Below are 20,370 nucleotides of genomic sequence, written 5' to 3' on the forward strand. Positions count from 1 at the left end.
CCCGTCCGCGCCTCACCAGATCGTGCGCCCGGGCAACAATCCGCGCAATTCGGCTTCGCTCAGATCGCGCCACTGGCCGGGCTTGAGGGCGCCGAGGCGGACGTTGACGATGCGCACGCGCTGCAGGCGCCGGACCTTGCAGCCGAACGCTTCGCACATGCGGCGGATCTGCCGGTTCAGTCCCTGCGTGAGCACGATGCGGAAGGTGTTGCCGGCGATTTTCTCGACACGGCAGCGCTTGGTCGTCGCGTTCAGCTCCGGCAGATGCACGCCGCCGGCCATGCCGGCGACGAATTCCGGCGTCACCGGGCGGTCGATGGTGACCAGGTATTCCTTCTCGTGGTTGTTTTCGGAGCGCAGGATCTCGTTGACGATGTCGCCGTTGCTGGTCAGCAGGATCAGACCGTCGGAGTCCTTGTCGAGGCGGCCGATCGGGAAAATGCGCTGCGGGTGGCCGATGAAATCGATGATGTTGCCGGCGACGTGGCGCTCGGTCGTGCAGGTGATGCCGACCGGCTTGTTCAGCGCGATGTAGACACGGCGCGTCGCGTGCTCGGCGCCGCGCACGCGGCCGTGTACCGGCTTGCCGTCGACGCGCACCTCGTCGGTCTCGCCGACCTGCTGGCCGAGTTCGACCGGCTTGCCGTTGATCGTCACGCGGCCGGCCGCGATCAGCGCGTCGGCCTCGCGCCGCGAGCACAGTCCGGTTTCGCTGATGTACTTGTTGAGGCGCACGCTGCCGGCCGCATGAAGAACCGGCGCGCATGCTAAGGCCCAAGCCGGCGGCCCGCCAGCGATCGCGCGCCTATGCGATTCGAGCGGCCGGGAGATCCGGCAACGTCGCATGGCGCCGCCGCGCCGGAGGGCACGGCCGTCGGCGCTGCTGCGCGCGCGGGCGCTTCGCGGAGACGGCGGCGCGGCGGCGCCGGCGCCGCGCGCGTCGCGGTTGACAGTCAGGCGTTGCCGAGCGCAGGTTTGCCGTACGCGGCGTCGATTGGGGGATTGATCATGCGGACGTGTTCTCGCTCGGTTCGGCGGTGCGGCGGCTTCGCGATCGGTGCATCCGCCGTGGCCAAGACATGAGCGCCCTGGCGCGCTTGCTGGCGGGGGCCTGGGAGATCATCCGCCAGCCGAACAAGGACAACTCCCAGGTTGCGCTCATCATTGCCGCGATCGCGATCGCCACGGTCATCGGCGGCGTCGTGGCGGCGCTCTACGGATTCAGCGTTCGTCAGTGCGGATTCGGCTGTCGTACGGCCGGAGCGTTCCTGGCCCTGCTCAGCGCCGCGGCGGCGTTCGCCGCCGGCGGCCTGTTCGGCCTGCTGTTCGGCGCGCCGTCGTGGAACGGCAGCACGCCGGCGGCGGGCAGCGGCGACGCCGACGGATCGGCGACGGACAGCGCCCGTCAGCCGTCGATCCGGCCGAACACGAGCCTCGAGGAAATCGCGCGATGGCTGACGACGATGATCGTCGGCCTGAGCCTCGTCAATCTGGGCAAGATCAGCGCCGAGGCCACCCAGCTCGGCCTCTGGCTGACGCAGGCGGTCACTCTCGATGCGCACGGCGCGAACGCGACACCGGGCATCGTGCTGGTGCTGCCGTTCGGATTCGCGGGCTTTCTGCTGATCTATCTGTGGTCCTTGCGCTTCCTGCCGTCCGAACTGCGCGAGTCCTATCTGGAACTGAAGAACGAGGTCCGCGCGGCCAAGGCGAAATCGGAACGGCTCGAAACCAAGCTCAAGGAACTGCCGCTGGCCGTGCCGGCCCACGCCCTCGACCGGCAGATGGCGGAAATGAAGGACGCCGGCGTCGATGCCGCAACCGTCGACGAAATCCGCAAGCGCTACGACGCGGCATCGAAATGGGACGACGAGCCGCTGCAGGGCTTCGGCCCTGCGCAGGCCGCGGGTTACACGCTGAGCGCCGAGGTCACGAAGGCCGCCGACAACGTCTATTCGATCAAGGTCAGCCTGAAGAGCGGTGATGTGCAGGAAAGCGGCAAGATGTTCTGGCTCCTGCACCACTCGTTCCTGCCGGAAGTCGTGTCGGCCTGCCCGTTCGAGTCCGGCCTTGCGATCTATGCCAATACGGTCAGCGAGGCCTTCTGGATCGGTGCGGTGATTCCGAAAGCCGGCGGCGAAGCGGTACGGCTGGCCCTCGATCTGGGTACGGCGGCGGGCGCATCGGATGCGTTTCGCGGCATCGAGTCCTGAACGGGGCACTGAGTCCGGCTTTCTTCCGGCTCGGCCGGGCAATGCGGGAGTACGACATGGCGACAGTGAAGAAATCGGCCGGGAAAGCATCTGGCAAGAAGGCGGTCACCAAGAAGGCGACCGTCAAGAAGGCAGCGGCCAAGAAGGCGACCGTCAAGAAGGCAGCGGCCAAGAAGGCGACCGCCAAGAAGGCAACGGCCAAGAAGGTCGTGAAGAAAGCGACCGCCAGGAAGGCCGCGGTCAAGAAGGCCGTGAAGAAGGCGATCCGCAAGCTTGCGGCCAAGAAAGCGGCCAGGAAGGCGATGGAGACGGGCGTGCGGGCCGCGGCGCCGTGGCGCGGTTTCGGGTCCGCGTTGCGCTAGAGGAGGCGCTCCTGTTCCTGCGCCAGAGCCTGCGCTCCGACTACTGCGCGGTCTATGCGTCCGGCATGCTGCTGAGCCTGCTGGGCGTCGCCACCGATCGGCGACAGGCCCGGCAACTGTTCGGCGTCCGGCCCGGCCACTGGCGCGGCTCGACCCATCGACAGATCCGGCAGGTCTTGTGCGATCGCGTTCCCGGCGTGGCGTTTCACTGGCGACATTCGCGGCGCGGACGCGATGGCGTCTGCGACTTGTTGCAGACCGCGGCGGCTGCCGGGCAGCCGGCGCTGGTGACGGCCTACTGTCGCCATCCGCGGCTGCAAGCTTCGTGCGGTCATGCGTTTCTGCTGACGGGCGCGCGGATGGATACCGTGCTGCTGCTCGACCCGCTGGGTCGGCCGCCCGCCGCGGGTGAGCGCTTCAACGCCTGCCTCGATGCCGCGCCTCGCGCCGGCGCTGCCGACGCCGCCTTGCTGGAGGTCGACGGCGTGGCGTGGTCGATCGACAGCTCACGGCGGGTTTCGGTGCTGATCCTGTCGGCGTCCGATCCGGCTTGAAGACGACAGACGCCGCCGGCTCGCGACGTGTCGGGTGGCAGCGCCGGACGGCGGGCGACGCGCTCCGGCTGCCGCCGCCTCAGTGGCGCAGGCCTTTGACGCGTACCTTGAAATCCATTTCCGGGCCAGGCGTCGGCGCGGTCTTGGTCTTCAGCACGTAGTCCGGCGGGTCGAGTTCGAGATCGAGCTTGTAGAACAGGCGCGCCATCGACAGCGCGATCTGGATTTCGGCGAGGCTCTTGCCCAGGCAGGTGTGCGGGCCGCGGCCGTACGGCGAGTAGACGCCGGGCTGCATGTGCTCGGCGCGCGGCTTGGCGTAGCGGTCGATGTCGAACTTCTCCGGCTCCGGCCAGTACTCGCCCATGAAGTGCGGCACCGAAGTGCCGACGTAGATCATCTCGCCGGCGCGGATCTGGTGGCCGGCGAAGACGAAGTCGCGGGTCGCGGTGCGCATCTGCGCGACGGCGATCGGATACAGGCGCATGGTTTCCATGATCGCGCCCTGCAGCGACGGAATGCGCTTGAGCAGATCGTCTTCCTCGATCGTGCCGCCGGCGAACAGCGCGTCGACCTCGGCCTGCACGCGCGCGAGCACGTCCGGGTGCTTGAGCACGGTGTAGACGATCGCCGCCGTGGTATTGGCGACGGTGTCGAGGCCGGCCACGTACGGGCCGGTCAGCGTCACGATCAGATCCGAGGCCGGCATCACCTCGGGCGTGTCGAGATGCGCTTGCATGACGTCGTCGATCAGGTTGCGCTCCTCGTCCCTGATCTTGCCGACGCGCGCCTTGGCGGCGGCGATCATCTTCTCGCCGAGTTCGTAGACGCGCGCCTTGGCCTTTTTGTACTGCGGTCGCTTGAGCAGGATCTTCGGCCGCTGGCGCGTCACCAGCACGTTGAGGATGTGCAGGATGGTGATGCGGATGTCCTTGACGTATTCGAGCGGCGCGGCGCCGGTCAGGATGGTGCCGAGCTGGTCGACGACCATGTACTGCATCGCTTCGACCACCGGCACTTTCCTGCCGACCGGCCAGTCGCGCCGCAGCGAGCCGTCGGTGATCGCGATCAGCTCGTTGTAGCGGCCCTGGATCGATTCCTTCGAGTAGCCGTGGCGCATGACGTCGCGCAGCTTTTTGTGGGCCTCGCCGTCGGTGCCGGGCAGCACCTGGGTCGCGCCGTATTCCTCGACGAGGCCCTGCCAGAACTCCTTCGAGCGCAGGCATTCCTTGCCTTCGCGCGTGCCCATGAAATTGGCGGCCTCGACGCCGGCGATCAGCACGTACGGCTGGCCGAGCACCTTCATGCGCACCACCGGCCCGAAGCGGCGATAGCAGTCGAGGAAGAATTTGGCCGGGTCCCGGGCCATCGGGATCAGGCTGCCGATCAGCGGCAGGCCGCGCAGCGTCGGCGTTTGGCGGGCTTCGAGCGTGGGATGGACGGTGCTCACGGGACTTCCTGTCGGCGGGCGGCGCTCGGCGCCGCGGATCGACGCCCTTGTAGCAAAGGGTCGCCGGACTCAACTCATCCGAGCGGGGGAGGCGGGTATGCCGTCCCGCGCGGACGTGGGAAACTCGACCTTCCCCCACGGATCGGAAGGAGCGTCATGAGCCAGACCCGCAACATCCTGATCGCAGTCGCTGCCGCCGCCGGTATCGGCGCCATTCTCTGGTATCACTACGGACGCGATCTGCTGCCGGACGCAGCGGCGCCATCGACCGTGCCGGAGGCTGCGACGACGCCTTCGTCGGCGCCGGCGCCCGCCGCGTCGGCACCGGCGTACCGCGTGCCCGAACAAAGCGCCGCACAGCCCGATTTCGTGCTGCCCGAACTGGCCGGCAGCGACAGCGCCGTGCGCGGCGAACTGGAAGGGCTCGTCGGTCGTCAGCCGCTCGAGGCCTGGCTGATTCCGAATCAGATCGTGCGCCGCTGGGTGGTGTTCATCGACAGCCTCGACCGCGACGGCGTGCCGCTGCCGCAGCGTCCGGCGCGCCACGTCGCCGGCGTGCCGGTCGTCGAGCAGCGCGACGGCCAGCTCGTGCTCGGCGCCGCCAACGCGCAGCGCTACGCGGCGCTGATGACGCTGGTGCGCAGCGTCGACGCCGAACGTCTGGTGAGTTTCTACTTCCGTTACTACCCGCTGTTCCAGCGCGCCTACGGCGAGCTGGGCTACGGCCAGCGCGACTTCAACACGCGCCTGATCGAAGTCCTCGATCACCTGCTGGCGACGCCGAGCGTCGACGGGCCGATCGTGCTGACGCAGCCGAAAGTGCTCTACCAGTACGCCGATCCGCAGCTCGAAGCGCTGTCGTTCGGCCAGAAGGCGATCATCCGCCTCGGCGCCGACGACGCCACGCTCGTCAAGGCCAAGCTGCGGCAGATCCGCGCGGTGATCGTCACACGGGCGCTGCCCGCCGACGCGGCGCCGCGCTGAGCCGCTGGCCAGCGGCGCCGGCGGCTGGCAAAGTGAGGGGCGTTGCCGCGCCCCCCACGCGGCCTGGAGTTTCGCCATGCAGCGCATTCGCCTGAAGGCAGCCCTTGTGGCCGGCGTCGCCGCCGTCCTGCTCGGGGCCTGTGCCGCCACCCCGCCCGGACAGAAGCCGAAGACGCTCGAGCAGAAGCTCGACGACAAAGGCTATGAACTTGGCAAGCCGGTCGACCGCATCGTCAACTGGACCATCAACGGCTGGGGCTACATCGACGACGAACACGTCGTTTTCAGCGCCGGTGTCAGCCGCGACTATCTCGTCACCCTGCTCGGGCCGTGCAACGACCTGTCCTCGGCGACCACGATCGGCTTCACCGCGATGGGCAGTGAGGTCACGCGCTTCGACAAGCTGATCACGCGCAACATGGGTTTCTCGCAACAGTGTCCGATCCGCGAGCTGCACGAGCTCAAGCGTCTCAAGAAGAAGGACTAGCGATCGGCGCGCGGCCGCGCGTCCTGCAGGTCGGCCGCCTGATGCCGTCGCTGGAGGCCGCGCTTGCTGCCGAGTTCGACCTGGCGCCGCTGTGGCGGCAGGCCGACGCCGACGCCTTCCTTGCCGCGCAGGGCGCCGGCTTCGTCGGGCTGGTCACCTCGGTCTGGGGTCCGGTCGACGCGGCGTTGCTGGCGCGCCTGCCGAACCTGCGCGTCATCTCGAACTTCGGCGTCGGCTACGACGCGCTCGACGTCGCCGCGATTCGCGCCCGCGGCATTCCGTTCAGCAACACGCCGGACGTGCTGACCGACTGCACGGCCGACCTCGCCTGGGCGGCGCTGCTCGATGTCGCGCGCGGCGTTTCGGCCGCCGAGCGCTTCGTGCGCCGCGGCGACTGGGCAGCCGGCCGCCCGTTTCCGCTGCAGACGCGCGTCAGCGGCAAGCGGCTCGGCATCGTCGGGCTTGGCCGCATCGGCCGCGCGATCGCGCGGCGCGGCGAGGGTTTCGGCATGCGTATCGCCTACCACGGCCGCCGGCCGCAGGCCGGCGTGCCGTACGCCTATCACGCGACGCCGCAGGCGCTGGCGGCGGACAGTGATTTCCTCGTGATCGCCGCCGCCGGCGGTGCGCAGACCCGGCATCTGGTATCGCGCGAGGTGATCGCCGCGCTGCCGCCGCAGGCCTTCCTCATCAACGTCGCGCGCGGCAGCGTCGTCGACGAAGCCGCGCTGGTCGCGGCGCTCGTCGAAGGCCGCATCGCCGGCGCCGCGCTCGACGTCTATGCGCACGAGCCGCAGGTGCCCGAAGCCCTGCTGGCGCTCGACAAGGTCGTGCTGCTGCCGCACATCGGCAGCGCCACGCGCGAGACGCGGCAGGCGATGGCCGATCTGACGATCGCCAATCTGCGCGCGTATTTCCGCGACGGACGACTGCTGACGCCGGTGCTCGACTAGCGTTCGTCCTTCGGCGCGGGCCGTGCCCGGCCGTGACGCCGGCCCCACCTCGTACCGCAGCGCGCGGCGCGGCGATGGTAAATCGAGCCCCGCGCTCGCCGGCTGTCGCGCTTTTCATCTTTCCGACACGGCTTTGCAAAACGCCTGCGTTGCAATCCTGCATTCGCGGCCGGGGCGGGTGCCCGGTCATGCCCGGCTTCGTTGCCGCCGGACCGCATTTCGATCAGGGTTCTGGATTTCCTCATGTTGCGTCATCGTTTCCGTCTGCCGGCGCTGGCTGGCGCCTGGTGTTTGTCCCTTCTGCTGGCGGCCTGCGGCGGTGCGTCCGGCGACCGCGATACCGCGGCGCCGCTGACGCTGCAGGAGAGCGCGACGCAGTACGCGATCGGCGACGGGCGCAGCATCGTCGAGCTGGACCGTGCGCAGTGGCGGCTGCGCTGGCGTGATGCGGGTGGCGCCGAGCTGACGGTCGACGCGACGCCGTCGGGAGCGATGAGCAATCCGGACTACGCGCGCTTCAACGACAAGCAGGACGGCATCGACAAGGCCTATCCGGGCCTGCCGACGATCACCGACCAGCCGTTCGCCTATCTGGCGGGCGAGACCTGGCATGCGGCGCTGCGGCCGACGGCGGTGACGCTGCAGGGGCGCGAGGCGATCGTCGCGGTGCAGACCGACGACGGCGCCGGCGCGACGCTGACGCTGCGCTTCGCCGACGACGGCACGCTGCGTTTGCGCTACGCGCCGAAGGCGGCCGGCGTCACCGCCGTGTCGACGGTCTGGCAGGCGGACGAGGGCGATGCCTGGTTCGGCGGCGGCCAGCGCTTTTCCGGCTTCAACCTGCGCGATACGGCGCTGCCGCTGTGGATCAGCCACGGTCCCGGCGCCAATCGCGAAGGCTCGACCAACGAGATCGCCGCGCCGTTCTTCTGGTGCCCCTGCGGCTGGGGCGCGGCGCTGGCCTCCGACGCGCGCGGCGAGATCGTCTTCGCACGCCGCAACGAACGCGACGACGCGGTGCGCGCGACGATCGAGGACGATGCGCTCGATCTCGTCTACTACCGCGGCACGCCGGCGCAGATGCTGTCCGCGCATACCGCGCGCGTCGGCCGTCCGCAGTGGACGCCGCCGGACTGGATGTGGCGGCCGATGGTCTGGCAGGACTCGGACACCAGCACCGAGAGCGTGCGCAAGCTGGTCGACGGCATGATCGAGCGCGACATCCCGCTCGGCGCGGTCTGGCTCGACAACCCCTGGGACGCCGGCAAGGCAAGCTTCGATTTCGATCCGGCGCGCTTCGACGACGCGGACGCGCTGATTCGCGAGGTGCACGACAAGGGCGTGCGCTTCATGGTCTGGCTGTCGCCGTTCGTATCGGGCGACGCGCAGACGCTGGCGACGCAGAACGGCTGGACGGTCACCGGCACGCGTGCCGACGGCAACGACGCGACCTACTACCCGACGCGCGGCATCGACACGCATCTGGATTTCACCAACGCCGCCGCCTACGCCTGGTGGCGCGACGGTCTGCGCCGGCTGATCGAACGCGGCGTCGACGGCGTCAAGGTCGACCGCGGCGAGGAAGATCTCTCCGACGATTCGGTCTGGGCCAACGGCCTGCCGAACCGGCTCAACCACAACGCCTACGTCGGGCTTTATCACAAGGCCATCTACGACGCCTTCGCCGCCGCGCGTCCGTCCGGCGATTTCGCGATCTTCGCGCGCGGCGGCTGGAACGGTTCGGCGCAATGGGCCGGCCACTGGGCGGCCGACAACACCAGCCTGCTCGGCGAGCTGGGGCTGACGCAGGCGCTGCGCTCGCTGCTGTCGCTGTCGGTGTCGGGCTTTGCGTTCAACGGTTCGGACATCGGCGGCTATGCCGGCGCGCGCCAGGATCTGGGCGAGGCGGCCGGCGGCATTCCGCTGCTGCCGCCGACCGAGGCGACCTATATCCGCTGGACGCAGCTCGGCGCGCTGTCGCCGATCATGCAGACGCCGGTGCCGCCGTGGTGGGTCAGCGCGCGCGCGGTGACGGTCTACCGCCGCTACGCGACGCTGCACGATCGGCTCGTGCCGTACATCGCCGCCGCCGCGCGGCGCACGATCGCCGACGGCACGCCGATCGTGCGGCCGCTGCCGTACGCGTATCCCGACGATGCCGACGCGGTGGCGGCCGACGACGAATACCTGTTCGGCGACGACCTGCTGGTCGCGCCGGCGACGACGCTGGCCAGCGGCCTGCCGCTGAGCACGCGCCGCGTCTATCTGCCGGCCGGCCGCTGGCGCGACTTCTGGAGCGGCGCGGTCCACGAAGGTCCGCAGACGCGCCTCGAACTGATCGACCTCGAAACCCTGCCTCTTTACGTCCGCGACGGCGCCGAGCTGCCGACGGGCGTCACCGCCGGAGAATTGCCGTGATTACCCGCCGCAGCCTGCTCAAGTCCACGCCCGCGCTGCTGCTGCCGCCGCTGTTCGGCGCGCTGCCCGGCTGCGGCGGCAGCGACGGCGACGCCGCCGGTGCCGGCTGCGCGACGCCAGTCTCGACCGCGGGGACGCAGCCGCCGCGCGGCCTGCACGCGAGCTGGACCGGCGATCCGCGCACGACGCGGACGCTGACCTGGTTCACCGACGGCAGCAGCGATCCGGGCAGCGTCATCGAGTACGGCCCGGTCGAGGCCGGCATGAGCGACTGCGAGATCGCCAGCGCCGCGTTTCCGTCGCGCGCCGAGGGCAGCGCGCAGGCGACCTACGGCGTCGACGCGCTGACGCACACGGCGACGGCGAGCGAGCTCGATCCGGCCAAGGCGCTGCGCTACCGCGTCGGCTCCGAGGCCGGCGGCTGGTCGGCGGTGCGCGTGCTGCCGGCGGCGCCGGCCGAGGGCTTCCGCTTCTGCCACTTCGGCGATCACGCGATGTCCGATGCCAGTCGCGCGGTGGTCGCGCGCGTGCAGCAGCGCGCGCCGGACTTCACGATCATCGCCGGCGATCTGTCGTACGCCAACGGCGAGCAGCCGGTCTGGGATCAGTACTTCGACATGCTCGAGCCGCTCGCCGCGCGCGTGCCGCTGATGACCTGCCCGGGCAATCACGAGGCCAAGGACGGCGGCGGCGATGGTTACCGCACGCGCATGACGCAGCCCGGCCAGAACACCTACTACAGCTTCGACTACGGCAACGTGCACTTCTGCTTCAGCACTGGCGGCTCGCTGGTCGGCGATCTCGCCGATGCGGGGGCGCTGCTCGCCGAGCTGGCGTGGCTGGAGTCGGATCTCGCCGACGCCGCGCGCCGTCGCGCCGCCGGCGCGATCGACTTCATCGTCTTCGTGCAGCACTACACGATCTGGACCAGCTGCGAAGGCCGCGATCCGGCCAACTTCACGCTGGTCGCGCTCGAGGAGAACATCCTGCTGCGGCACGGCGTCGACCTGCTCGCCGTCGGCCACGACCATATCTACGAGCGCTCGCAGCCGATGGGCTACGGCCGTCCGCGCGACGGCGGCTACGTGCAGGTCACGCAGGGCGGCGGCGGGCAGTCGCTGTACGAACTGGTCGTCAATCGCTCGGACTGGTCGGCGATCGCGCTGCTGCGCCACGGCTTCACCGAATTCGTCGTCGACGGCACGACCCTTCGCGGCACCACCTACGGCGTCGAGAACGACGCGCTCGAAGTGCTGCCCGACGGCGCCGAGCTGCCGGTGCTCGATACCTTCGAGATCCCGGCGCGCAGCACCACGGCGCGCGCGGCATTCGTCGTCGCCGCCGCCAAGTCGCGCGCCGACGCGGGCTTCGACTACGAGGCGATGATCCGCCACACGATCGAGCGCAACCGCCTGCACGATCTCGCCGAAACCGGCGCCTGACATTTCGTCACGCGCGCCGAAGAAACTTCGGCGCCCGGCACGGTTCCGACGCGCGGCTTCGTGCGGTGCGCGAAGAAGGAGGCGCGCGCGAGCGTTGGGCCGAACAAGGTTCGGTGCGTACTCCTGACTTCCACCCAGGCGACGGCGATCCAAGGGTTTTCACCGCAGGCGCTTCGCGGCGCCCGGCATATACTCGTCCGAAAAACGCGGTGTCTATCATCCCCTCGGCCGTGCAGGAGCGCGCATGAGATCGGAAGCCGTCGAAGAACAGGCGATGTTGCTGGAACGCCTGCAGGTTCTGGGCCGCGAGCGCGCGCCGGCCAATGTCCGCGCCGCCTTCGTGCCCTTCATCAAGGCCTACTACGAGATGGCCTCGCAGGACACGCTGCGCATGCGCTCGGCCGAGGAACTGGTCGACACGGCGCTGCGCCATTTCCTGTTCGCGCAGCGGCGCGCGCCGGGCGAGGCGCTGGTGCGGGTACTGCCGCCGGCCGACTTCGCGTCGCGCGACGGCCGCGGCCTGGCGCGACTGGAGACCGTGGTCGACGATATGCCGTTCCTGGTCGATTCGCTGAGCATGGCGATTCGCGACACCGGCGCACCGATCGACTGGCTGGTCCATCCGATCGTGCATGTCGCCCGCGACCGCGAGCAGCGCTGGGACGAGCTGGCCGCCGACGGCGAAGCCGAGTCGATGATCCATATCGAGTTCGAGGCCTTTGCCAACGCCGCGAGCTACACCGCGCTGGAAGCGACGGTCTCTGGCGTGCTCGGCGACATCCGCTGCGTGGTCGACGACTTCTCGGCGATGCGCACGCGCGCCGTCGAGCTGGCCGAACACTATGGTGCCTTGCGCGCGGACGCGACCAGCGACGACGGTCACGAGGCCGGCGAGTTCCTGCGCTGGCTGGAGGACGGCCATTTCACCTTCCTCGGCTACATCGAGACCGATGTCGTCGCCGGCGACGACGGCCGGTCGCGCTTTGCGACGCGGCCCGAGGCCGCGCTCGGCCTGGCCCGGCCCGGCCGCCGCTACGCCGACGCCGACGCGCTGATCGCGCCGCGCGAGGAACTCGACAAGTACAGCGAGTCCTCGCGCCTGGTCGTCATCACCAAGGGCAATTTCCGCTCGCACATTCATCACGCCGAGTTCGTCGACGTGGTCTCGGTCAAGCGCGTGCGCGCCGACGGCAGCATCGGCGGCACCTCGCGCTTCATCGGCCTGTTCTCGGCCGATGCCTACATCGACCGGCCGCGCAATATCCCGCTGATGCGGCGCAAGGCCGAGCACGTGATGCAGCGCTCGCGGCTGCCGGAGCTGTCGCATTCGGGCAAGTACCTGCGCGAGATTCTCTACCAGCTGCCGCGCGACGAGCTGTTCCAGTCCAACGAGGACGAGCTCTACGACATCTGCATGGGCGTGCGCGCGCTGCGCGAGCGCGCGCAGCTCAAGCTGTTCATGCGCCGCGACCGCTACGGCCGCTTCTTCTCGTGCCTGGTGTTCCTGCCGCGCGAGCGCTACTCGCGCGAGTTGCGCGACCGCATCGGCAGCGAGCTGATGGCGGCCTGCGGCGGCGTCGGCATGGACCGCAACACCGAGTTCCTGCGCCACGGCATGGCGCGCATCCACTACATCGTGCGCACGCCGCCGGGCACGATGCTGACATCGACGCCGGCGCAGATCGAGCATCGCCTGCTGGCGGCGACGCGTTCCTGGCGCGAGCAGCTGCGCGATGCCTGCGCGCGCGGCAAGCTGCGCGAGAACGTGCATCTGAACCGCTTCCTCGATGCGTTCCCACTTTCGTATCAGGAAAGCGCGAGTGCCGAAGAGGCGGCGATCGACCTGCGCTACCTGCTGCAGCTGACGGCGGCGAAGAGCGTGCTGCCGCGCCTGATCGTCGAGTCGGGCGACGAGGCGCCGCCGCACGTGACGGCGCTCAAGCTCTATTGCTGGGGGCAGCCGCTGCCGCTGTCGGACGTACTGCCGACGCTCGAGAACTTCGGGCTGCGCGTACTCTCGCAGGACCCGCACGAGATCCGGCCGAAGGACGGCCCCGTGCTCTGGGTGCAGCAGTTCCAGATCGAGCTGGCCGGCGCCGGCCCGCTGCCGGCCGAGCAGCAGCGCGCGTACTTCGAGCACGCGTTCCTGCAGACCTGGCAGAACCAGACCGAGAACGACGGACTCAATCGCCTGGTGCTGCTCGCCGGCCTCGACGCGCGCCAGGTCGTCTGCCTGCGCGCGCTGACCAAGTACCTGATCCAGACCGGCCTGCCGTACAGCCAGGACTACCAGGAGCGGCTGCTGGCCGAATACGCGACGGTCGCGCGGCTGCTGGTGCGGCTGTTCGAGACCCGCTTCGATCCGACGCTCGCCGACGACCGCCGCCGCGACGAGGAGATCAAGTTCGCGCAGGCGCTCGACGATGCGCTCGACAAGGTCGCGACGCTCGACGGCGACCGCGTGCTGCGTGCCTATACCGCCGTGGTGCGTGCGTCGCTGCGCACCAACTACTTCCAGAAGGACGCCGACGGCGGCGCCAAGCGCTACGTGTCGATCAAGCTCGATCCGCGCAAGGTGCCGGAGCTGCCGGCGCCGCTGCCGATGTTCGAGATCTTCGTCTATGCGCCGGAGGTCGAGGGCATTCATCTGCGCGGCGGTCGCGTCGCGCGCGGCGGCCTGCGCTGGTCCGACCGCCGCCAGGATTTCCGCACCGAGGTGCTGGGCCTGATGAAGGCGCAGATGGTCAAGAACGCGATCATCGTTCCGGTCGGCGCCAAGGGCGGCTTCGTCGTCAAGCAGGGCGATCCGTCGCAGCGCGAAGCCTGGGCGCAGCAGGGCGTCGAGTGCTACAAGACCTTCCTGCGCGGCCTGCTCGACATCACCGACAACCGCGTCGGCGATGCGATCGTGCCGCCGCCCGACGTGGTCCGCCACGACGGCGACGATCCGTATCTGGTCGTGGCCGCCGACAAGGGCACGGCCACGTTCTCCGACATCGCCAACGGTCTCGCCGCCGAGTACGGCTTCTGGCTCGGCGACGCCTTCGCCTCCGGCGGCAGCGCCGGCTACGACCACAAGAAGATGGGCATCACCGCGCGCGGCGCCTGGGAGAGCGTCAAGCGCCATTTCCGCGAGCTGGCGTGGACCGACGAGGCCGGCGCGCAGCGCGCCGGGCGCGACATCCAGCGCGAGCCGTTCACGGCCGTCGGCATCGGCGACATGAGCGGCGACGTGTTCGGCAACGGCATGCTGCTGTCGCGGCAGACCCGCCTGATCGCTGCGTTCGATCATCGCCACATCTTCATCGACCCCGAGCCCGATGCCGAACTCGGCTTCGCCGAACGCGAGCGCCTGTTCGCGCTGCCGCGCTCGTCCTGGGACGACTACGACCGCGCGCGGATCTCGGCCGGCGGCGGGGTCTGGCCGCGCAGCGCCAAGCTGATCCGGCTGTCGGACGCTGCGCAGCGCGCGCTCGGCCTGACGCAGGGCAGCGTCACGCCGCAGGAGCTGATGCGTGCGATCCTGCTGGCGCCGGTCGACCTGCTGTGGAACGGCGGCATCGGCACCTACGTGAAAAGCCATCTGCAGTCGCATCAGGAGTGCGGCGACCGCGCCAACGACGCGATTCGCGTCAACGGCCGCGAACTGCGCTGCAAGGTGGTCGGCGAGGGCGGCAATCTCGGCATCACGCAGCTCGGTCGCATCGAGTATTCGTTGTACGGCGGGGCGCTGCAGGGCCGCGGCGGCGAGGGCGGTCGCATCAACACCGACTTCATCGACAACGCCGCTGGCGTGCACACCTCGGATCGCGAGGTGAACATCAAGATTCCGCTCAACGGCCTGATGCACGAGGGCAAGCTGACGCGCGCGGTGCGCGATCCGCTGCTCGCCGGCATGACCGGCGAGATCGCCGCGGCGGTGCTGCGCGACAACTACGTGCAGAGCCTGGCGATCAGCCTGATCGAACGCGGCGCCGCCGAGCAGCTCGGCGAGCACAACGAGGTGATGCGCACCCTCGAGCGCGACGGCCACCTCCATCGCGCCGTCGAGTTCCTGCCGGACGACGAGGGCCTGAAGGAGCGTCGTGCGCGCGGCAAGGGCTTGACGCGGCCGGAGCTCGCCGTGCTGCTGTCGTACAGCAAGATTTCGCTGTACGACTCGCTGCTGCAGTCGGGCGTGCCGGACGAGCCCTTCTTCGATCGCGACCTGCTCGATTACTTCCCGCGCGCGCTCGTCGCGCAGTACCGCGAGCCGCTGCTCGGCCATCGCCTGCGGCGCGAGATCATCGCCACCGTGCTCGCCAACGCGGTCATCAACCGCATGGGCTTTTCGTTCGCGCACCGTTTCGCCGAGGATCACGGCGTGCCGCGCGCCGAGGTGGTCAAGGCCTATGCGGTCGCGCACGAGATCTTCGACGGCGATCGCTACTGGCTGCCGATCCAGGAGCTCGACGGCCGCATCCCGGCCGCGCAGCAGCTGCGCCTGTTTGGCCGCGCGATCGGGCTGATGAAGCACGCCACGACCTGGCTGCTCAGCTATCGCTGGACCGCCAGGCCGGTGCATGAGGCGGTCGAGCGCTTCGGCGACGGTGTCGGCAGCCTGGCGGCGATGTGTCCGGACCTGCTGCCGCCCAGCTATCGCGCCGACTGGGACAAGGCCGTCGCCGCGATGCTCGCCGACGGCGTGCCGGTCGGTCTCGCTCACCAGCTCGCCAACACCATGGTGCTCGGCAGTGCGCTCGACATCATCGAGCTGGCGCGCGACGCCGGCGTGCCGCTCGGCGAGGCGGCGCGCGCCTATTTCCTCGTCGGCGACCGCCTCGGCATGCTGTGGCTGCTGTCGACGATCATCGCCTTTCCGACCCACAGCAAGTGGCAGGCGCTGGCGCGCTCCAACCTGCGCGAGGACAGCTACCGCCTGCACCGCAAGATCGCCGGCCGCGTCCTGCAATGTCCCGGCGCAGACGCCGAGGCGCGCTTCGCGGCATGGGCGCAAGCGCGGCAGGCAAAGCTGCAGTTCGCGACCCGGCGCCTGCAGGAACTGCAGGCCGGCGGCGTGGCGGACTTCATGACGCTCGCGGTCGCGGTGCGGGAGCTGCGCGAGGTCGGCGGCTCGTGATGTGGCGGGCGTCCGCCGGATGCGATCCCGGCTGGCGCCGGCTCTTGCCTTGTCTTCTTCGGCAAAGAATGACGGCGTGAGGCGTATCACATTGCGAGTGAACGTGATGCTGTGACGCAACAATTCAACAGGCCGAGAGATGTCGCGATGCTGGGGGGTTTCCCGGGTTGTTCATTAACGTGACATGAACGCATCCTCGGTCTCGCGCCGCGGCGTAAGAAATTTGTTGGGGAGTTTTCGCGGCGACGCTTCGTTAAACCAAATTGGGAGTTTCGCGATGAAAATGACCGCGATCGCCGCTGCCGCCTGCGCGTTGGCAGCGACGTCTGCTTACGCTGCAACCGCCAGCAAGCAAACGGTGCTGCCGCAGTACGATGCTTTCTCCGCCAAGCTCGGCGCCTCCACGACCGCAAAGTCGATTTCGGGACAGGCCAAGCTTTCCCGCCAGGCGGTCGCGAAGGCCAAGCGGGCCAATGTCGGGCCGCGCGGCATCAAGTCGAATTACGACTCCAAGCTCGGCGCGCACACGTTCCTGTGGCTTGCCAATGGCGCGCAGGTTGCGGAGAAGGCAGCGAGTTCGCCGCTCAAGCGTTCGGTGCTGGCTGAATCGGTTGCCCGTTCCGCAGTGGAGACCAATGCTTCGGCGCTGGGAATCGGTCGGACGTCGATCGAGAATGCGAAGCTCACGGACCTGCAGGACGATGGCAAGGGCTTGGTGATCGCCAAGTTCCAGCAGCGCGTAAGCGGCCGCGACGTTTTCAATCGCCACATTTCGGTCCTGATGGATCGCAAGCTGACGCCGAAGACGGTGTCCGGCTATTTTGCGCAGGACAAGCTCCAGCTCGACGCGGCGAAGAGCGCCAGCTTCAGCCGCAGCCCCGCCGAAGCGATCTCTATCGCGTTCCGTCAGATGGGCGGTAGCGTAGCGCCGGCTGCACTGCAGCTCGCAGCTACGTCGGGCGAATACAGCCTCTTCAAAATTCCGTCCACGGACGGTTATGTGATGCGCTCGGCCCCGCGCGTCAAGGAAGTTTTCTATCCGGCCCAGGATCGCTTGGTTCCGGCTTACTACGTTGAACTGTCGGGGAAGCAGTTCGACGGGGGCAACATCGACCAGTACGGCTTCGTTGTGGCCGCCGACACCGGAGAGGTGCTGTTCCGCAACAATCAGGTCGCCTACGACGCTGCGTTCACCTACAAGGTTTACGCGGACGCGACGGGTATCCAGCAACCCTTCGATGGTCCGCTTGGCAACGATAAGCAGCCGGTGACAGCGGGGCCAAACGGGCCGTTCTCGCGCGCCCCGGGGACGCAGAACAGTGTCGCGCTGATCAACGGTCCGATCGTTCCGACGACTTTGGTGCGTCCATGGCTGCCCGATGGGGCGAACGTGACGACCGGCAACAACGTCAACGCCTATCTGGACCTCAACGATTACCTGCTGCCGGACGCGACGCACGGCGCAGACGGCTTCGACGAAGGCAGCAGCGATGTTCGCGGCGAGATCAGCGCGGCGAACACGTTTGCCTATACCTACACGCCCGACGCCGATCCGACGACGGCAACGCAGCGCCAGGCGGCCGCAGTCAACCTGTTCTACCTGAACAACTGGTTGCACGACTGGTGGTATCACAATGGCTTCGACGAAGCGGCCGGCAATGCGCAGGATGACAACTTCGGTAGCGGCGGCGTTGGTGGTGACGCGATCGAAGCGCAAGGACAGGACGGCACCGGCACCGACAATGCCAACATGTCGACGCCTGCCGACGGCGGCAAGCCGCGCATGCAGATGTATCTGTTCACCGGACCGATCGCCGGGCACGTGACGGTCAATTCCCCGGCTGCCATTGCCGGAGAGAAAGAGTTCGGCGTTGCGGTGATGGGGCCGGTTGAATACGACCTGACCAAGGACGTCGTGATCTATTCGGACGGAACGGCCAGCCCGACGCTCGCTTGCAACCCGGCGACCAACGCCGCCGCTCTGGCGGGCAAGATCGCTATGGTTACGCGCGGCACCTGCGCCTTCACGGTGAAGGTCAAAAATGCGCAGGATGCCGGCGCCGCCGCCGTGCTGATCGCGAACAATGCCGCCGGCGTGCTGTCCTCGTTCGGCGGTGCCGACGCATCGATCACGATCCCGTCGATGATGGTGTCGAACACCGACGGTGCGGATATCAGCGGTGCGATCACGGGCGGTCAGACCGTCAACGTGCGTCTGCAGCGCAACGAAACGCCGATGCGCGACGGCACGATGGACAACGGCATCATCGCGCACGAGTGGTTCCACTACGTCAGCAACCGTCTGATCGGCGATGCGAGCGGCCTGTACAACCAACAGGGCCGCGGCATGGGCGAGGGCTGGTCGGACTTCTCGACGCTGATGCTGATCGTCCGTGAGGAAGATCGCATGGTGCCGGGCAACGATCAGTGGCAAGGCGTTTATTCGACGGGTACTTACGTCGACGACAATCAGTACTTCGGCATCCGCCGTGCGCCGTACACCACCGACCTCACCAAAAATCCGCTGACCTTCGCTTATATCGAAGCCGGCGTGCACCTTCCGGAAGGCACTTATGCGCCGGGGACCGACCTCACGGGTTCGGTGTTGTACTCCGATGGTTCGGTCGGTAATGCCGAAGTCCACAATGCAGGTGAAATCTGGGCCAATACGCTGTGGGAACTGTATGCCTCGCTGCTGAATGACAGCCGCTACACGTTCGCCGAAGCGCAGGACCGGATGAAGAGCTACGTCATCGCGGCGCTGAAGATCACCCCGGTGGCGCCGACGATGCTGGAGGCCCGCGACGCCTTGCTGGCGGTCGCGGCGGCGAACGATGATCAGGACTTCGACCTGTTCGCCAAGGCGTTCGCGAAGCACGGCATGGGCTACGGGGCTGTCGCGCCGGATCGTTACGATGACCTCAATTCCGGCGTCGTCGAGAGCTTCGAGCCTTACGGCTCGTCGTTCATCTTCGACAGCGCCGCGGTCGATGCTTCGTACAGCAGCGAAGGCGAAGGCTATTGCGATACCGACAACGTGTTGGACGTGGGCGAGACCGTTGAGCTCAAGCTGACGATCCGCAGCACGGGCTCCGAAGCGATGACCACGCCGATCACCGGCAAGCTGATCGCGCCGGAAGGTGTGTCGCTGCCGGACGGCGATGAAGTGACCTTCACCTCGCTCGGCGTTTTCGATCAGACGGCGACGGCGTCGGTGCTGGTCAAGCTCGACGGCCCGGCGACCACCGGCGAACCGCTGACCTTCTCGGTCGAATTCCCGGAGCCGGAAACGGCCGACGGTATCGGCCGCCCGGATACCGCTGAATTCGAACTGGCGGTCAATTACGATCTTGGCACCGGCGGACGGAGCGACAACATGGAGTCGCCGCTGGCCTCGTTGCACGACTGGACGGTGGCTGATCTTGAAGGCACACCGCTGCCGGGCTACGAGAATCTGCCGGGTTGGGAAATCACGGATGGATTCGATTCGGTGCTGCACAGCGGTAATATCTGGTATGCGCCGGACAACGATGGCATCTCGGACCTGACGCTGACCTCTCCCGCGCTGGAAGTCGGTTCGCAGCCGTTCACGCTCAGTTTCCAGCACCGTTTTCAGATGGAGGTGGCCGGTCAGCTTCAGGACGGCACGATCGTCGGCTATGACGGGGCGGTCATCGAGATCAGCGTCGATGGCGGCGTGTGGGAAGACGCTCTGACGTCGGAAGACTTCGGCGGTACCGTGACGAATGGCGCGGGCTACAACGGCAAAGCGCTGGTCTTCAACGGGGCAAGCGATTCGGCCGACTGGCGGCCCGCGTTCGTCTATCGCAATGGTGCGTTCGTGCCAACGACGATCGACTTCGGCACCGCGCTGGCAGGTCATTCGGTGCGGATTCGCTTCCGCGAGCGCTCCGATCAGTCCACCGGTGATGTGGGCTGGCTGGTGGACAACATCGCGTTCACCGGCATCAACAACTCGCCGTTCTCGGTGGTCAGCGACAACGTCGGCGAATGCGCTGCGAGCATCGATGCGGGCCCGAGCCAGCACGTGATGGTGCCCCATTCGGTGACGCTCCAGGGCAGCGGCTATACGCTCGGTGGCCTGACTTACCAGTGGACGCAAACCTCCGGCCCTGCGGTGACGCTGGACGATCCGACCTCGCCGACGCCGAGCTTCGGCGTCACGACCGCCGGTTACTACACGTTCAAGTTGACGGCGGAGACGCCGGACGGCCGCGTGCTGACCGATACGGCGGAAGTTACGGCCTCGAAGTCGGTGCCGAGTGGAAAGTCGAGTGGCGGTGGCGCGATGGGTTGGGTGATGGTGCTGCTGGCGCCGCTGGCGCTGCTGCGCCGCCGCCGCAAGCTGCACTAAGCCTCGTTCGGTTGTA

General features: G+C 68.2%; 12 protein-coding genes. 10 read left to right on the forward strand and 2 right to left on the reverse strand.

The window, feature by feature from the left end; genetic code table 11:
- Positions 1–12 precede the first annotated feature (12 nt).
- The gene (locus K343_RS0111980; protein WP_028008290.1) at positions 13–735 is read right to left on the reverse strand and encodes a pseudouridine synthase; all 723 of its coding nucleotides are present in this window, start codon (positions 733–735) and stop codon (positions 13–15) included.
- 344 nt (positions 736–1,079) lie between these two features.
- On the opposite strand from K343_RS0111980, the gene K343_RS21885 reads away from it, so the two are divergent.
- The 3 genes from K343_RS21885 to K343_RS0111995 all read left to right on the forward strand — a co-directional run bounded on the left by K343_RS21885 (position 1,080) and on the right by K343_RS0111995 (position 3,129).
- Positions 1,080–2,213: a hypothetical protein gene (locus tag K343_RS21885; protein WP_028008291.1), complete on the forward strand. Its 1,134-nt coding sequence runs from the start codon at positions 1,080–1,082 to the stop codon at positions 2,211–2,213.
- A 56-nt stretch (positions 2,214–2,269) separates the two neighbouring features.
- Complete coding sequence (locus K343_RS24915) at positions 2,270–2,575, forward strand: hypothetical protein (RefSeq protein ID WP_043112670.1); 306 nt, start codon at positions 2,270–2,272, stop codon at positions 2,573–2,575.
- A gap of 65 nt (positions 2,576–2,640) precedes the next feature.
- Entirely contained in the window at positions 2,641–3,129 is a 489-nt protein-coding gene (locus K343_RS0111995) for a hypothetical protein (RefSeq protein ID WP_154662535.1), read from the forward strand.
- A gap of 79 nt (positions 3,130–3,208) precedes the next feature.
- Here K343_RS0111995 and K343_RS0112000 read toward each other — a convergent pair whose 3' ends face one another.
- Positions 3,209–4,576, reverse strand: a complete 1,368-nt coding sequence (locus K343_RS0112000) for a cytochrome P450 (RefSeq protein WP_028008293.1) — start codon at positions 4,574–4,576, stop codon at positions 3,209–3,211.
- A gap of 156 nt (positions 4,577–4,732) precedes the next feature.
- Between K343_RS0112000 and K343_RS21895 the strand changes: the two genes are divergently transcribed.
- The 7 genes from K343_RS21895 (at position 4,733) to K343_RS21900 (ending at position 20,354) form a co-directional block, all read left to right on the forward strand.
- Positions 4,733–5,560: a DUF3014 domain-containing protein gene (locus tag K343_RS21895; protein WP_051278293.1), complete on the forward strand. Its 828-nt coding sequence runs from the start codon at positions 4,733–4,735 to the stop codon at positions 5,558–5,560.
- A gap of 76 nt (positions 5,561–5,636) precedes the next feature.
- Entirely contained in the window at positions 5,637–6,047 is a 411-nt protein-coding gene (locus K343_RS0112010; protein ID WP_028008294.1) for a DUF6491 family protein, read from the forward strand.
- 41 nt (positions 6,048–6,088) lie between these two features.
- Complete coding sequence (locus K343_RS0112015) at positions 6,089–7,000, forward strand: 2-hydroxyacid dehydrogenase (protein WP_051278295.1); 912 nt, start codon at positions 6,089–6,091, stop codon at positions 6,998–7,000.
- Positions 7,001–7,243: 243 nt separating this feature from the next.
- Positions 7,244–9,418 carry a TIM-barrel domain-containing protein gene (locus K343_RS0112020; RefSeq protein WP_084615852.1) on the forward strand — a complete coding sequence of 725 codons (2,175 nt, stop codon included), beginning with the start codon at positions 7,244–7,246 and terminating at the stop codon, positions 9,416–9,418.
- Positions 9,415–10,860: a purple acid phosphatase family protein gene (locus K343_RS0112025; protein WP_028008297.1), complete on the forward strand. Its 1,446-nt coding sequence runs from the start codon at positions 9,415–9,417 to the stop codon at positions 10,858–10,860. Before K343_RS0112020 ends, K343_RS0112025 begins: the two co-directional genes overlap by 4 nt.
- Before the next feature lie 244 nt (positions 10,861–11,104).
- Positions 11,105–15,979, forward strand: a complete 4,875-nt coding sequence (locus tag K343_RS0112030) for an NAD-glutamate dehydrogenase (protein ID WP_028008298.1) — start codon at positions 11,105–11,107, stop codon at positions 15,977–15,979.
- Between the two features lie 277 nt (positions 15,980–16,256).
- Positions 16,257–20,354, forward strand: a complete 4,098-nt coding sequence (locus K343_RS21900; protein ID WP_051278297.1) for a M36 family metallopeptidase — start codon at positions 16,257–16,259, stop codon at positions 20,352–20,354.
- Positions 20,355–20,370 lie beyond the last annotated feature (16 nt).

The sequence above is a fragment of the Solimonas flava DSM 18980 genome (genome assembly GCF_000426685.1).
Classification (GTDB): domain Bacteria; phylum Pseudomonadota; class Gammaproteobacteria; order Nevskiales; family Nevskiaceae; genus Solimonas; species Solimonas flava.

Coding starts and splice junctions, on each gene's coding strand:
- K343_RS21885 (WP_028008291.1), top strand. CDS start 1,080: ATGAGCGCCCTGGCGCGCTTGCTGGCGGGGGCCTGGGAGATCATCCGC.
- K343_RS24915 (WP_043112670.1), top strand. CDS start 2,270: ATGGCGACAGTGAAGAAATCGGCCGGGAAAGCATCTGGCAAGAAGGCG.
- K343_RS0111995 (WP_154662535.1), top strand. CDS start 2,641: ATGCTGCTGAGCCTGCTGGGCGTCGCCACCGATCGGCGACAGGCCCGG.
- K343_RS21895 (WP_051278293.1), top strand. CDS start 4,733: ATGAGCCAGACCCGCAACATCCTGATCGCAGTCGCTGCCGCCGCCGGT.
- K343_RS0112010 (WP_028008294.1), top strand. CDS start 5,637: ATGCAGCGCATTCGCCTGAAGGCAGCCCTTGTGGCCGGCGTCGCCGCC.
- K343_RS0112015 (WP_051278295.1), top strand. CDS start 6,089: ATGCCGTCGCTGGAGGCCGCGCTTGCTGCCGAGTTCGACCTGGCGCCG.
- K343_RS0112020 (WP_084615852.1), top strand. CDS start 7,244: ATGTTGCGTCATCGTTTCCGTCTGCCGGCGCTGGCTGGCGCCTGGTGT.
- K343_RS0112030 (WP_028008298.1), top strand. CDS start 11,105: ATGAGATCGGAAGCCGTCGAAGAACAGGCGATGTTGCTGGAACGCCTG.
- K343_RS21900 (WP_051278297.1), top strand. CDS start 16,257: ATGAAAATGACCGCGATCGCCGCTGCCGCCTGCGCGTTGGCAGCGACG.